The organism is Klebsiella sp. RHBSTW-00484 (assembly GCF_013705725.1).
Classification (GTDB): Bacteria; Pseudomonadota; Gammaproteobacteria; order Enterobacterales; family Enterobacteriaceae; genus Klebsiella.
In genome coordinates, this window is the sequence record NZ_CP055481.1 from 4,975,436 (window position 1) to 4,990,228 (window position 14,793).

Annotated in this window: 12 protein-coding genes; 5 read left to right on the forward strand and 7 right to left on the reverse strand. The window is 54.8% G+C overall.

Going from position 1 to position 14,793, the window contains the following annotated elements:
* Positions 1-77 precede the first annotated feature (77 nt).
* Positions 78-1,592: a dGTPase gene (dgt, locus tag HV213_RS23455; RefSeq protein ID WP_181483508.1), complete on the reverse strand. Its 1,515-nt coding sequence runs from the start codon at positions 1,590-1,592 to the stop codon at positions 78-80.
* 84 nt (positions 1,593-1,676) lie between these two features.
* Between dgt and mtnN the strand changes: the two genes are divergently transcribed.
* The 3 genes from mtnN to HV213_RS23470 are packed head-to-tail and all read left to right on the forward strand — an operon-like array spanning position 1,677 to position 3,818.
* Positions 1,677-2,375, forward strand: coding sequence for a 5'-methylthioadenosine/S-adenosylhomocysteine nucleosidase (mtnN, locus tag HV213_RS23460; RefSeq protein ID WP_181483509.1), 699 nt, complete (start codon positions 1,677-1,679; stop codon positions 2,373-2,375).
* Positions 2,368-3,168 (forward strand): vitamin B12 ABC transporter substrate-binding protein BtuF, encoded by an 801-nt coding sequence (gene btuF, locus HV213_RS23465; RefSeq protein WP_181483510.1) that lies wholly within the window; start codon positions 2,368-2,370, stop codon positions 3,166-3,168. The genes mtnN and btuF overlap by 8 nt, the downstream gene beginning before the upstream one ends.
* Positions 3,169-3,194: 26 nt before the next feature.
* On the forward strand, positions 3,195-3,818 hold the full coding sequence (locus HV213_RS23470; RefSeq protein WP_181483511.1) for a TRIC cation channel family protein: 624 nt from the start codon (positions 3,195-3,197) through the stop codon (positions 3,816-3,818).
* A gap of 97 nt (positions 3,819-3,915) precedes the next feature.
* On the opposite strand, the gene erpA is transcribed toward HV213_RS23470, so the two are convergent.
* Together erpA and clcA are read right to left on the reverse strand one after the other, a co-directional pair.
* Complete coding sequence (gene erpA, locus HV213_RS23475; RefSeq protein ID WP_110272482.1) at positions 3,916-4,260, reverse strand: iron-sulfur cluster insertion protein ErpA; 345 nt, start codon at positions 4,258-4,260, stop codon at positions 3,916-3,918.
* An 81-nt stretch (positions 4,261-4,341) separates the two neighbouring features.
* Positions 4,342-5,760, reverse strand: a complete 1,419-nt coding sequence (gene clcA / locus HV213_RS23480) for a H(+)/Cl(-) exchange transporter ClcA (RefSeq protein ID WP_181483512.1) — start codon at positions 5,758-5,760, stop codon at positions 4,342-4,344.
* 373 nt (positions 5,761-6,133) lie between these two features.
* Here clcA and hemL point away from each other — a divergent pair, with 373 nt between their 5' ends.
* Positions 6,134-7,414 (forward strand): glutamate-1-semialdehyde 2,1-aminomutase, encoded by a 1,281-nt coding sequence (gene hemL / locus HV213_RS23485; protein WP_181483513.1) that lies wholly within the window; start codon positions 6,134-6,136, stop codon positions 7,412-7,414.
* A gap of 208 nt (positions 7,415-7,622) precedes the next feature.
* Positions 7,623-8,543 carry an Rpn family recombination-promoting nuclease/putative transposase gene (locus tag HV213_RS23490; RefSeq protein WP_181483514.1) on the forward strand — a complete coding sequence of 307 codons (921 nt, stop codon included), beginning with the start codon at positions 7,623-7,625 and terminating at the stop codon, positions 8,541-8,543.
* A gap of 71 nt (positions 8,544-8,614) precedes the next feature.
* Here the strand turns inward: HV213_RS23490 and fhuB are convergent, their stop codons facing one another.
* The 4 genes from fhuB to fhuA are packed head-to-tail and all read right to left on the reverse strand — an operon-like array spanning position 8,615 to position 14,570.
* A complete protein-coding gene (fhuB, locus tag HV213_RS23495; protein ID WP_181483515.1) occupies positions 8,615-10,597 on the reverse strand; it encodes a Fe(3+)-hydroxamate ABC transporter permease FhuB in 1,983 nt (660 codons plus the stop codon).
* Positions 10,594-11,484 (reverse strand): Fe(3+)-hydroxamate ABC transporter substrate-binding protein FhuD, encoded by an 891-nt coding sequence (fhuD, locus tag HV213_RS23500; RefSeq protein ID WP_181483516.1) that lies wholly within the window; start codon positions 11,482-11,484, stop codon positions 10,594-10,596. Before fhuD ends, fhuB begins: the two co-directional genes overlap by 4 nt.
* Entirely contained in the window at positions 11,484-12,281 is a 798-nt protein-coding gene (gene fhuC / locus HV213_RS23505) for a Fe3+-hydroxamate ABC transporter ATP-binding protein FhuC (protein WP_112215816.1), read from the reverse strand. Before fhuC ends, fhuD begins: the two co-directional genes overlap by 1 nt.
* A gap of 45 nt (positions 12,282-12,326) precedes the next feature.
* Positions 12,327-14,570 (reverse strand): ferrichrome porin FhuA, encoded by a 2,244-nt coding sequence (gene fhuA, locus HV213_RS23510; RefSeq protein WP_181483517.1) that lies wholly within the window; start codon positions 14,568-14,570, stop codon positions 12,327-12,329.
* Positions 14,571-14,793 lie beyond the last annotated feature (223 nt).

The following is a 14,793-nucleotide window of genomic DNA, read 5'->3' on the forward strand; positions in this document are numbered from 1 at the left end:
CATTTTATAGCGCGAAGTTCCGGAATGAAGTTTTGGCAAAAGTAAAAATTTATTGTTCGTCTTTACAAAACTCATGCTTATTCTACAGCCATCAATCGCCGATATTCATCCCATGCATACAAGTCCGTCATTCCGCTGATATAGTCCTGAATGAGACGACAGCGATAATAATATTCCCATAGCGGAAATTCAGCGCTATCGCGCGGGATCTTATTTACGGCTTCTACGTAGGCCAGACGATGGCGAGTCGAAAGTTTCTGGAACAAGCGTGAGGCGATCGGCAAACTTCGTACCCGTTCTTTTTCCACCAACAGACTAAACTCATCCAGCGATAATTTTAACAACGGCTGGTAGATATCCAACAGGCCGCTAATAACACGATAGCCTTGCAATTCCAGTTGCTCAACATCTGGATGGCTAAATACATGTTTTACAGCAACATTTTTATAAAGCTCAAGCAACTGGCTGCAATCACTTTCGTCTTCAAGCAGCGCGTGATTAAAATCACCGGTAAAGATCCTTGGCAAATTATCAATAAAGCGACGCGCCGCATACGGTACCAGCTTATTCAGCGTATTGACCCGTAAATACATAAAGAACTGATCTTCAGTACTTCGACTAAGAGAATTCGCACGAGATTTATCCCAGGCATTTTCAACAACCATGTTAAACAAAGAGCCTTTTTCGTGTACCCCCCAAGCCTCGTAAAGATGCTGATATAGCTGCTCCACGCTGAAAATACGTTTTTCTACCGCATCCTCAAGGTCAGCAACGCAATACGAGATGTCATCTGCGGCTTCCATAATCCACGTTAATGGGAACCGATTGTAAGGAGCCAGATCCAGTTCTTTACGCAACCTCGCAACATAGCCCTCTTCAGCTAAATAATAACCTGGTTTCTTCATTAAATAACTGTGGCTGGCAGGCGGTTCCCCTCGCCACCACGCCGGACGGGTATATTTAAGTATACAGCCCACCTGCGCCCAGGTCAGATTCATCCGCATCAGGGTATGCACTAAACGAATTCCCTGCGCATTTCCTTCAAACCAGCACAAATCCTGGCGAACCTTGCGGCGTAGTTCATTTAATTGGCTATCCCCCTCCTGCAAACGCAGCGCTTCGACCACGCAACGGTCTTCGGTTAGCGGCTGGCTGGCGGCATCGCCGGGGAACAGCCGCTGGCTGAACCAGTCGTTGATTGCCGCTTCGCCAAAATGGCCAAACGGCGGATTGCCGATGTCGTGCATCAAGCAGGCCATCTCGACGATACTTTCAAATGGACCGGTTAGCTCATCCAGCCCATAGCTCTCCAGCAGCTTCTGTTCTTTTAGACGACTTAGCACTTCTTTAGCGATATAGCGGCCAACCTGCTGAACTTCAAGAGAGTGGGTCAGACGGGTGCGCACCGCCGCGTTACGCTCTAGCGGGAATACCTGCGTTTTTTGCTGCAATCGGCGGATCGCCGGCGAGTTAACAATACGCCCGCGATCGCTTTCGAAAATGCGCAGGATTTCATGTTCCGTCTCAACCCCTTGCGGTGAACGATAGCGGCGACGCCAGTTAATCTTGTTACGAAAATCGATCTTTGCCATGGCCTTCCCCGTGCGAGCAATAACGTTTCCTTCTAAGCGCATGATAGACTATGCCGCTAAAACCCACACATCGCGAGTAAATCTATGAAAATCGGCATTATTGGCGCTATGGAAGAAGAAGTTACCCTTCTGCGCGACAAAATCGACAACCGCCAGACCATCACTATCGGCGGTAGCGAAATCTATACCGGACAACTTCAAGGTACCGACGTCGCTCTGTTGAAGTCGGGTATTGGTAAAGTGGCCGCCGCCATGGGCGCAACCCTGCTGATGGAACACTGCAAACCGGATGTGATTATTAATACCGGTTCGGCGGGCGGGCTGGCATCTACCCTGAAGGTTGGCGATATCGTTGTTTCTGACGAAGCGCGCTACCACGATGCTGACGTCACCGCATTCGGTTATGAATATGGCCAGCTTCCGGGCTGCCCTGCCGGTTTTAAAGCTGATGAAAAACTCATTGCCGCCGCGGAAACCTGCATCAAAGAGCTGAATCTTAACGCAGTACGCGGTCTGATTGTCAGCGGCGACGCCTTTATCAACGGTTCCGTCGGCCTGGCGAAAATCCGTCAGAACTTCCCGCAGGCCGTGGCGGTCGAGATGGAAGCAACGGCCATCGCTCACGTCTGCCACAGCTACGGCGTGCCGTTTGTTGTCGTTCGCGCCATTTCCGATGTTGCCGACCAACAGTCCCATCTGAGCTTCGACGAGTTCCTCGCCGTTGCCGCAAAGCAGTCCACCCTGATGGTGGAAAACCTGGTGCAGCGCCTGGCTCGTGGCTAAGTCACTTCAAACGGCTCTTGCCGCCCTGCTACTGCTCGTCCCGGCGTGGCTATTCGCTGCGCCGCGGGTGATTACGCTCTCCCCCGCCAATACCGAACTGGCGTTTGCCGCCGGTATTACGCCGATTGGCGTCAGTAGCTATTCTGATTACCCGCCAGAAGCCGCAAAGATAGAGCAGGTCTCCAGTTGGCAAGGGATGAATCTGGAACGGATCGTCGCACTTAAACCCGACCTGGTACTGGCCTGGCGCGGCGGTAATGCCGAGCGGCAAGTTAACCAGCTAAATTCGCTCGGTATTAAAGTTATCTGGGTCAAAACGTCTACTATCGAAGATATCATCACCACGCTTCGCCAGCTGGCGCAGTGGAGCCCACAGCCGGAAAAGGCGCGGCAGGCTGCCCAGAAGATGCAGGATGATTACCAGACCCTGAAAGCCCGCTACGCGAGCGCCCCTAAAAAGCGCGTCTTTTTACAGTTTGGCGCCAACCCGCTCTTTACCAGCAGCAAAGGGTCGATTCAGGATGAGGTTCTGACGCTGTGCGGAGGGGAAAACATTTTTGCCGCCAGCCGGGTTCCCTGGCCGCAGGTCAGCCGTGAGCAGGTGCTGGCAAGACAGCCGCAGGCCATTGTTATCACCGGAAATGCCAGCGAACTTCCCGCCGTTGCCCGTTACTGGCAGAATCAGCTAAAAATTTCGCTCATTGCGCTACATGGCGACTGGTTTGAACGTGCGAGCCCACGTATTATCCTCGCCGCAAAACAACTCTGTACTGCGCTCGAGCAGGTAAAATAATTACCTGATAACCCAGGGAACTCACGATGCTTGTCTATTGGCTGGATATTATTGGCACCGCGGTGTTTGCCATCTCCGGCGTCTTGCTGGCAGGAAAGCTGCGCATGGACCCTTTTGGCGTACTGGTATTAGGCGTGGTGACCGCGGTAGGCGGCGGAACCATTCGCGATATGGCTCTCGCCAACGGCCCGGTATTTTGGGTGAAAGACCCGACCGATCTGGTGGTTGCAATGGTCACCAGTATGCTCACCATTCTGCTGGTACGTCAGCCGCGCCGGTTGCCTAAATGGGTGCTGCCGGTACTGGATGCCGTTGGGCTGGCGGTATTTGTCGGTATCGGCGTCAACAAAGCGTTTCTTGCCCATAGCGGGCCGCTGGTCGCTGTCTGTATGGGCGTTGTCACCGGCGTTGGCGGCGGGATTATCCGCGATGTGCTGGCGCGCGAAATCCCGATGATCCTGCGCACGGAAATCTACGCCACAGCCTGTATCGTAGGCGGTATCGTTCACGCAACGGCGTACTACACTTTCCACGTTCCGTTAGAAAACGCGGCAATGCTTGGCATGGTGGTCACGCTGGTAATTCGCCTGGCGGCAATTCGCTGGCACCTGAAGCTACCGACGTTTGCGCTAGATGAGAATGGGCGCTAATAAAAGCAAAACGGTAACCTTAAAGTTACCGTTTTTAGTGTTTGCTCCCTCTTCCTGTGGAAGAGGGCTGGGGTGAGGGCACCCGGCCGCACTATCTTTAGACGCTGAACGAGGACCCGCAGCCACAAGTGCTTTTCGCATTCGGGTTGGTCACGATAAAGCGTGAACCTTCCAGGCCTTCAGTATAATCGACAGCCCCGCCGACCAGATACTGCAGACTCATTGGGTCAACCACCAGGCCGACGCCCTGCTTCTCGATAGTCATATCCCCATCGTTTACCTGATCGTCAAAGGTAAAGCCGTACTGGAAACCGCTGCAGCCACCGCCGGTGATGTACACGCGCAGTTTCAGGTTCGGATTGTCTTCATCCGCAATCAGGTCTTTTACTTTAATCGCTGCGGCTTCGGTAAACTCCAGCGGCAACGCTACGTCATCACTCATTTTATGCTCCCATTGATACTTCTGACCGGTTAAAGAATAACCCGACCTTTTGAGCCATTATCCAATACCCGAGTAAATCGTTCAAGTATTCTCCCCGCTAACCGGCTGTACCTTTGCCGCCCGCTCAGCTTCCTGTTTTGCCAGAGTGCGCTGCAGAATTGTCGAGTATAAAGGCTTACCGCCGAGGAATTGCGCCAATAGTGTTGCGCCCAGGCAGGTAATAATCATTGGCAAAATGAGCTGATAGTTATCGGTCATCTCGAGCACCAGCACGATGCCGGTTATCGGTGCACGGACCGAAGCGGCAAGGAGTGCGCCCATACCGGCAATGGCAAACGTCCCCGCATCCAGATGATACGCAGGAAACAGCGGCGTCGCCGCCATACCGAAGGCCGTTCCCAGTAGTGTTCCCAGCGCCAGCATCGGTGCGAAGATACCGCCGGGCGCGCCGGAAGAGAAACAGAGCAGCGTGGTAATCACCCGGGCGATAAAAATAAACAGTAGCAGGCCGACGGAAAAATTGCCCTCCGCGGCGATGGGAATCAGGTTAAACCCGCCGCCGGACGCCGTTGGCTGAATCAGCCCAAGAACGCCGCAGCAACCGCCGATTAAGCCGCCAATCAGCACCCATTTTTTAATATTTCCACCATGAATACGCTGGAACATATCCTGGGTACGCAACACCAGAGTGTTAAATAGCGGGCCGATACAGCCGAAAATCATCCCCAGCACCAAATATAACCACAGCGTGTTAACCGGCGCGTTGCTCAGCTTGCCAACCTCGATAACCGCATGATCGCCATTAAAAATACGAAAGACAATCGTCGACATAATAACGCCGGTAAACACGGCTTTAATGGAGATCAGGTTGTAGCGAAACTGCGGACGCATCTCTTCAATAATAAACAGAATACCGGCCAGCGGCGCGTTAAACGCGGCGGAGAGACCCGCTGCTGCACCGGTCGCCAATAGCGTATGACGTGCCTCCGGGCTGCGCATGCGGAACACATCCACCACCATGCGACCAAGATTGCCGCCCAGTTGCACCATCGGCCCTTCACGACCCAGTACCATTCCTGCGCCCAGCGTCCCCATACCGCCGATAAACTTCACCGGCAGCACGCGCCACCAGCGCACGGGACGCAGCTCTTCAAGCGCTCCCTCTATTTCCGGGATCCCCGATCCGCCCGCTTCTGGGGCAAAACGACGCACGAGGAAATACCCCACCATCGCCAACAGCGCAGAGAAAATAAAAGCCAGCGGCCAGACCAGAAACCAATGGTCTGCTACCGCAACCAGCGCGCCAATACGCAGGTTTTGCACCCAATTGACGCTTTTCTCAAACGCGACGCCTACCAGCCCTGCCAGCGTCCCTACAACGGCCGCCATCAATAAGACCGCCAGCGGCGTTTTATCTCGCTGTATCAACCGGCGCACGGCATCACCACGGCGAATCCGCACAAACTGATGTGTTGAAGAAGAGGGATTTTCTGCTTTCATGTCATTATCAATGATTAATAATACAAATGGAAAGAAGGGCATTCTAGCCAACCGAACAGGCCCCGTCGTCAAAAAAAATGCGCCGTGACCACATTGTTTCAATTGGGCAAAACTTTCATACCCTAAATAATTCGAGGTGCAGGACAAAACGGTTAACCATTTTGAACAGCACTTGTGCTGGCCCCGAAGGGGTGAGGCCGTAGGCCGAATCACGCGGCAAAGGAGTGAATCCCGATGAGCTTACTCTGGTAAGTAATTCGGGTGAACGAGCGCAGCCAACACACCTGCAACTTGAAGTATGACGGGTATATAACCTTCCTGGAATAACTTAGAATAGCCGACAAAACATTTTTCACGAACCAGGACCCTGGCTATGAGCAAATCTGAAAATCTGTATAACGCTGCGCGTGAACTTATCCCCGGCGGCGTGAACTCTCCGGTACGCGCCTTCACCGGCGTCGGCGGTACGCCGCTGTTTATCGAGCGCGCCGACGGCGCATATCTCTACGACGTCGATGGCAAAGCGTATATCGATTATGTTGGTTCCTGGGGCCCAATGGTACTCGGTCACAACCATCCGGCAATTCGCAACGCCGTGATCGAAGCTGCGGGACGCGGTTTAAGCTTTGGCGCGCCGACCGAGATGGAAGTCAAAATGGCGGCGCTGGTTACCGAACTGGTGCCGACCATGGATATGGTCCGCATGGTGAACTCCGGTACCGAAGCGACGATGAGCGCCATTCGTCTGGCGCGCGGCTTCACAGGTCGTGACAAAATCATCAAATTTGAAGGCTGCTACCACGGCCACGCCGACTGCCTGCTGGTGAAAGCCGGTTCCGGCGCGCTGACTCTGGGCCAACCGAACTCTCCGGGCGTTCCGGCAGATTTCGCCAAACACACCCTGACCTGCACCTATAACGATCTCGCATCTGTGCGCGCCGCGTTCGAGCAGTATCCGCAGGATATCGCCTGCATCATCGTTGAGCCGGTCGCCGGTAATATGAACTGCATCCCGCCGCAGCCTGAATTCCTGCCGGGCCTGCGCGCGCTGTGCGATGAATTCGGCGCGCTGCTGATTATCGATGAAGTGATGACCGGCTTCCGCGTGGCGCTGGCCGGCGCGCAGGATTACTACGATGTGGTACCGGATCTGACCTGCCTGGGCAAAATCATCGGCGGCGGCATGCCGGTTGGCGCGTTCGGCGGCCGTCGCGAAGTGATGGATGCGCTCGCCCCGACCGGCCCGGTTTACCAGGCGGGAACGCTGTCCGGTAACCCGATCGCCATGGCGGCGGGCTTCGCCTGCTTAACCGAAGTGGCGCAGCCTGGCGTGCATGAAACCCTGACCGACCTGACCAATCAGCTGGCTCAGGGTCTGCTGGACGCCGCCCGTGATACCGGTATTCCACTGGTAGTGAATAACGTCGGCGGCATGTTCGGCATTTTCTTTACCGATGCGCCAACCGTGACCTGCTATCAGGACGTGGTGAAGTGCGACGTGGAGCGCTTTAAGCGCTTCTTCCACCTGATGCTGGAGGAAGGCATCTACCTGGCGCCGTCAGCGTTTGAAGCGGGCTTTATGTCTATCGCCCACAGTGAAGAAGATATCGATAACACCATCGCCGCAGCGCGTAACGCCTTCGCGAAGCTGTAACCCTAAACGCCGGGGCAACGCTGCCCCGGCGATAAAGTCATGCCTTAAAAAAACATAAATTTGCGTCGGCCGACGCATAACATTGTGCAAACTCGATCGCCTCGAAAGATTGTCATCATCGCGCCTCGTAGAACCAAAAATCGTCAGCAGACAGCTTGCCGTCAGAAGCAGATTCTCAGCGAAAACTCAGCCGCAAGGATCGCTCAGGATGACCATTCAGGCTTCCCCTACACCGCATGACGCCATTTTCAAACAGCTCATGGCCCATACCGACACCGCCAGAGATTTTATTGATATTCATCTTCCACCAGATCTGCGCACGCTGTGCGATCTGAACACGTTACAGCTGGAATCAGGCAATTTTATTGAAGAGGACCTGCGCGCCTATTACTCTGACATACTTTACTCCCTGAAAATAAAAGATAAGACGGGCTATATTCACGTACTTATTGAACACCAAAGCACCCCGGACAAGCAGATGGCTTTTCGCCTGATGCGCTATGCCGTAGCCGCCATGCAGCAGCATCTTGAGGCCGGGCATACGCATCTCCCGCTGGTCATTCCCATCTTATTTTATCAGGGTAAAACCTCGTCTTACCCCTTCCCGATGGACTGGTACAGCATGTTTGACTTGCCGGAGTGGGCAAAAACAATCTACAACCGCCCTTTTCCGCTGGTCGATATCACCGTGATACCTGACGACACGATTATGCAACATCGACGTATTGCGATACTGGAGCTTCTGCAGAAACATATTCGTCAGCGCGACCTCCTGTTGCTGCTGGAGCAATTGGGGGTTCTGCTTAACGCCGGATACACTACCTCCGAACAACTAAAAATGTTATTTAACTATATGGGACAGCGCGGTCACACCGAGAACCCTAAGGCTTTTTTCAATGGACTGGTAAGTCATATACCGCAGGAGGAGTCAATGGAAACACTGGACGAATGGCTGGAAAAGAACGGTAAAGAGCTTTTTCTTGAATGGGGCGTTGAAAAAGGCGAAGCAAAGGCCCGGATAAAAATTGCCAACCGGATGCTGGAAAACGGAATGGAGCCATCACTGATAATCCAGCTCACCGAAGTAACGGAAAACGAAATAAAACAGCTCCAGAGTTCAGATTCTTAAGCAGCTCTAAATATGTACAAAAACAGCTTTTGACATCGCGATGCCCGGTCGAGCACCGCGATGTCGAAAAGTTATCGGCTCTGTTTTCTTAACAGATAGATAAAGTACGGTGCGCCGATAAAGGTCGACAGCAGTCCCGCCGGGATCTGGTAAGGGAACATCATCATCCGCCCGCACCAGTCGGCAAACACCAACAGCACCCCGCCAATCAACCCGGACATCACCATATGCGGCATCGTACGGCGAAAACCCATCATACGAGCGATATGCGGTGCCATCAGACCCACGAAGCTAAGCGGGCCGATAGTTAGCGTTGCGCTGGCGGTTAAGCACGCCGCCAACAGCAGTAACGCGATGCGCGACGGGGTCAACGCCACCCCAACGGCCCTTGCCGCCTCACTGCCCAACGGTAGAATCGTCAGCCAACGTCGACATAGCGGAGCCAGCGCCAGCAGGATGATCATCACCACGCCGCTGCGCACCACTAATTCCGGCGTTGCGCTGTAGGTTGAGCCGGAGATCCACGTCAGGATCTGCGCCATTCGCGGGTCACCGCTGGCCTGGAGCATCATCAGCAGCATGGTAAACGCGGTGCTCAGCGCCATCCCCGCCAACAGCATACGATGCGGCGAGAACCCGCCGCGTCCGGCAGCAATCAGGATAACCAGCAGCGTCGCCGCGGCCCCGAGGCTACCGGCAGGCAGCAGCCAGCCAAACGCATTGCCCGGCACAAAAAACAGCATCACCACCACGCCGAACGCCGCGCCGGAGCTGATCCCAAGCACTTCCGGGCTGGCCATCGGATTACCGGTCAGACGTTGAATGATGCAGCCTGCAACCGCCAGCATCATTCCGGCAAACAACGCCGCCAGAATACGCGGCCAGCGCCAGGGCATCAGCTCATCCAGTAACGTACCGCTGGCCCAGTGCCAACCCTGCGCGTCGCGGCCAAAGGTCAGCGCCACGACAATTGCCAGCAGCAGAATCACCAGCCCGCCGAGCGCGAACCACTGCACGCTTTGCCGCTCCGCCAGCACTTTGTCACCGCCGTTCATCACCGGTGCGCTAATGCTACGCAGGCGCGGCAGCAGCCATAGCAGCAAGGGCGCGCCAATCAGCGCAGTTACCGAGCCGGTGGAGATTTCCATCCACACCCGGGTGAGCCACAGAATAACCTGATCGGAAATCCACAGCAGCAGCGCGCCAATCAACGCTGCCAGCAACAAGCGCGATAACAGACGACGAGCACCCAGCATCTTCGCCAGCAGCGGCGCAAACAGACCGATAAAGCCGATAATTCCTACCGCATTGACCAACAGCGCGCTAATGATAATCGCCAGCGTCAACGCCCCCAGCCGCGCCAGAGATAGCGCCAGTCCGAGGTTACGCGCTACACCGTCATCCAGCCCCATCAAGGTCAGCGGACGCAGCAGCAGCAGGGTTAAAATCGCCCCGCCGAGCAGCTGTGGCCACAGCCGCTGCACCACGCTCCAGTCGGTCTGCGTCAGGGTACCGGTGCTCCACAGGAACATACTTTGCAGCTGATCATGATGGAAAATCGCCATCAGCTGGTTGAGCGCACCGCAGTACAAACTCACCACCAGCCCCGCCAGAATCAAGGTCACCGGCGAGAGCCGTTTACCCCAGGAGACACCAAATACCAGCGCGCCGACGAGGCACGCCCCGGCCAGTGCGGCAAACTGCGAAGCCAACACGCCAGGGATCGCCCACAGCGTAGTAACCGTCATCCCTAACTGCGCGCCGGTCGCGACGCCAAGCGTTGTCGGTTCCGCCAGCGGATTACGCAACACCTGCTGGAACAGCACGCCCACCAGCCCCAGCCCGGCACCGACCAGCAGCGATATCGCCAACCGCGGCAACAGGCTGTAGTGGAACAGCATCTGGGAAATATTATCGATATCCGGCAGCCAGAGCGCCTGCCCCCACTCGTTTCTCGGCAGCGCCACGCTGAGGTTGAACAGCGTTAGCGTAAAAGCGGCGATCAGCAAAACAGAGAGCAACAATACCGCCAACGGAGAAATTCGCTGCCTCATGCCGGGACTCCCTGCGCATCGGCCAGCACGCGAGCAAAATACATCGCCGATAGCGTCGCGCCATAGAACCACACCGCCGGGACGCGCTGAAAACGCCCAGAGCGAACAAAAGGCATCGCTCGCCATAGCGGCGTCGCCATTAATTGCGCCATTTCCCGCTCGTTACCATGATCGAAACAGAGGACATCGGCATCTTTATAGGCCGCCAGCCGGTCGATCCCGACGGTGACGCTGCCCCAAAAGGTGGTTTCGCCCTGCCAGGCATTTTTGATATCAAAGCGATCGAGCACTTCCTGGAACAGGCAGTTTTGCGCAAAGACCAGCACGTGACGGGTATCAAGCAGGGTAATCATCAGCAGAGGGCGATCGCCACGCCGGGCAAAGCGAGGCCGCAGGCTTTCCATCAGCGCGTCAAACTCCGCCAGATGGCGCTTCGCTTCCTGCTGCTTGCCAATCAGTTCAGCCATTTCATTGAGCGACTGTTGCGCCATCATCAGCGGACGCTTGCCGTCGCTGAAGGTGAATCCTCGCCCGGGCGCAATGCGCGCCAGCTTTTCCGACGAAGGGCCGTATCCTGCCGACCAGACCAGAAACGACGGCTTCATTTGCGTCAACAGCTCCAGATTCGGCTCGGTGCGCAGTCCAACATCAATCACCGATGGCGGCAGCGCAGGTTCGTTAACCCACAGCCTGTAGTTCGGGATATCGGCGACGCCATAGGGCGTGACGCCCAGCGCCAGCAGCAGCTCGACCGGCAGCCACTCCAGAGCCACAATACGCTGCGGGTCAACCTGTGCCGCCCGCGCGCCGCGCATCTGCCACAGTAGCGGTGAGAGCGCCATCGCGGTCAGCAGGCGCCGCCGCGTGATTAAATTCAGGTTTTCCATCAATAGACAAAACTTACCGGCGCTGCGCCAGCCGGATGCGGCAGGATCCCCATCGGGATACCGTAAATTTGTTCCAGGGTTTCACTACGCATCAGTTCCGCAGGCGTTCCCTGAGCAATCATTTCACCACCGCGCAGGGCCACCAGATAGTCGCAGTAACGGGCAGCCATATTGATATCATGCAGGACGGCAATAACCGTCAGCCCGCGCTGCTGGCTAAGACGGTGAACCAGTGCCAGAACATCCACCTGGTGGGCGATATCCAGCGCCGAGGTTGGCTCGTCGAGCAGCAGGCAGCGGCTATCCTGGGCTACCAACATGGCAATCCACGCGCGCTGACGTTCGCCGCCGGAGAGGCTATCCACCAGCCGATGGGCCAATGGTTTCAGGCCAACCAGCGCAATCGCCTCTTCGACCTTTTCCCGATCCGCGGCGCCAAAACGCCCCAGCGCTCCGTGCCACGGATAGCGGCCGATAGCCACCAGTTCACGCACCGTCATGCCTTCCGCTGGCGGCAGCTGCTGTGGCAGATAGGCCACTTTGCGGGCAAACGCTTTGCTGCTCCAGCTATCGAGCGGCTGGCCGTCAAGCAGGACATCGCCTTCCGAGGGCGGCTGATGGCGACCCAGCATTTTTAACAGCGTCGATTTGCCGGAGCCGTTATGGCCAATCAGGCCAGTCACTTTTCCTGCCGGGAAGGTTAATGAGAGAGGATGCAATAGCGTGCGACCGGGCACGCGGAAGGTCACGCGGTCCAGCGAAAACGTAGTATCAGAGTGCGGAGTGTTTTCCTGCATAACGGGACCTGGTAAGAGGCGCGGCGAACCGCGCCCATTAAGTGGTTAGAAACGGAAAGTTGCGGTCGCCACGACCTGACGCTCTGCGCCCCAGAAGCAGCCATAAGTATTGAAGCAGCTTGCAACGTACTCACGATCGAACAGGTTGTTCACGTGAAGCGCCACGTTAGAACCAGCCATGCCCACGCGAGCCAAGTCGTAACGGACTAATGCATCCACAACCGTGTAGCTACCCACCTTGAAGGAGTTCGCAGGATCGCCGTAGCTGGAACCTGTAAAACGAGCACCAGTCCCCAACGTCAGGCCAGACAGCGGACCGTTAAATAAAGTGTAATCGCCCCACAGTGATGCCATGTGTTTTGGCACCTGTGCTGGCGTGTTGCCTTTGTAGTTAGTATCCGTGGTGTATTCAGCATCGGTATAAGTGTATGAACCAACCACATTGACGCTGGCAGAGAGTGCCGCTTTCGCTTCAATTTCCACACCGCGCGAGCGAATCTCACCGCCTTCAACTGAGAAGAATGAGCCAGCCGGATCGGCCATCAGGTTGTTGGTTTTGGTCAACTGATAGACGGCGCCAGTAATCACGATTGGACGTTCGTTCGGTACGTATTTCACACCAGCTTCGTACTGTTTACCTTTAGACGGAGCGAAAATATTGCCAGTAGCCCCTGTCTGCGAAGCCGGTTCGAACGATTCACTGTAGCTGAAATAAGGCGTTACACCATTATCGAACAGGTAGTTAACACCACCGCGCCAGGTGAACTGCTTATCATCACGGTTAGCAGTAGTACCATAAACGCGATTCAGAGAGTCCTGCTTCGCCCAGTCATAACGGCCACCCAAGGTAACCAGCACTTTATTCCACTGCGCCTGATCCTGCACATACAAGCCAGTTTGCTTTTGCTTATTCAGGACTTGATACGGGCCAGTAATGACCGGAACTTTAGAGTTGAAATCAAAATCAGTAGATACAGGATTGTAAAGGTCAAGCAACGGAACAGAGTCGTCATAACCAAACCAAGAGTTGATATCATTGCGCATGCGCATAAAGTCAACGCCAGTCAGCAATATGTGATCGATCGAGCCTGTTGCAAAGCTACTCTGCAACTGAGTATCCACGGTGAAGTTCTGCAACTTTTCATCATCAATGACGTATTTACGCGCTAGATAACGCCCCTTATCCTCAGGCGCTAATGCTGCGCACTGCTTACTATCCTTGTTCGCTGGATCAGAACATACCCCGTAGCCATACACACTGTTTTGTGAGGTCTTGTTCTCAGCATAACGCAGGTTCTGACGCACGGTGAAAGTGTCATTAAATTCGTGGTCGAAGCTGTAGCCAACCATTTTCTCGTTACGAGAGTAGGTATTGTTGTTAGCGCCTTCGTTGAAATCGGTTGGGAGACGTTTACCGTTCGGTAACGGCGTCACCGTTCCCTCTTTTGGCAACCAGCCGTAGTAGCCAGTCTCCGGCTCATTCTGGAAGTAGGAGAGGAACGTAAAGTTGGTTTTATCATCCGGACGCCAGCTGAATGATGGCGCAATGGCATAACGCTGTTCTTCTGCTCCCTTCTGCTGTGCGTTCGCTGAACGCGCCAGACCGGTAAGGCGATAGGAATAAACGCCGTCATCATCGATGGCATCACTGAAGTCAAAGCCGGTCTGCCATAGGTTATCGGTGCCCATTTTAAACTGAACTTCTTTTAGCGGCTCCGTAGTAGGACGTTTGCTGACCATATTCAGCAAACCACCCGGGCTGCTCTTTCCGTAAAGAACGGAGATCGGGCCACGCATGACTTCTGCACGCTCCAACATATACGGGTCGACCACCGCATCGTTGTAGAAGTTACCCTGCATCTTCAAGCCATTTAGAAAGTTATTCTGGCTTTGGCCATCAGCAGCGAATCCGCGGATGATCAGATAATCGTAAGTATTAGAAGCACCACGCGTGCCCACCGCAACACCAGGTGTATAGCTCAACGCTTCTTTAACTGATTTCGGCTGGTGGAGAGCCATCTCCTCAGCGGTCACCACGGATATAGACTGTGGTACCTTTTGAATAGGGGTATCCGTTTTAGTCCCCGTGGCGGATTGCCTCGCCGCGATGGTCGCCGCAGGTCCCCAAGCGCTCTCCTGCGGAGCTGGAGCTGCGGTTACGGTAATCGTTTCTTCTTTCGCTTCAACTGCCGCCTGTGCATAGACAGACATGCCGCTAACCGCCGTGGCTACTACGACTGCGATTTTACGCAGCGAGTGGTTTGGCTGAGCAGTTTTTGGACGCGCCATGGGTATATCTCTAATAAAAGTGAATGATAACGTAAACGAGAATTATTATTATGACGGATGCCATGATAGGCGAAACGCAGAATATATGGCAAGAAATATGCCCCTGATTACGTGTCAAAGGCTGAATTAATAACCAGACGGTAATTGTGGAGTTAAACTGCTGTTAAGTTTTTTACAGATATAAATAAGCCCTCTAATACTGAGGTATTAGAGGGCTTATTTA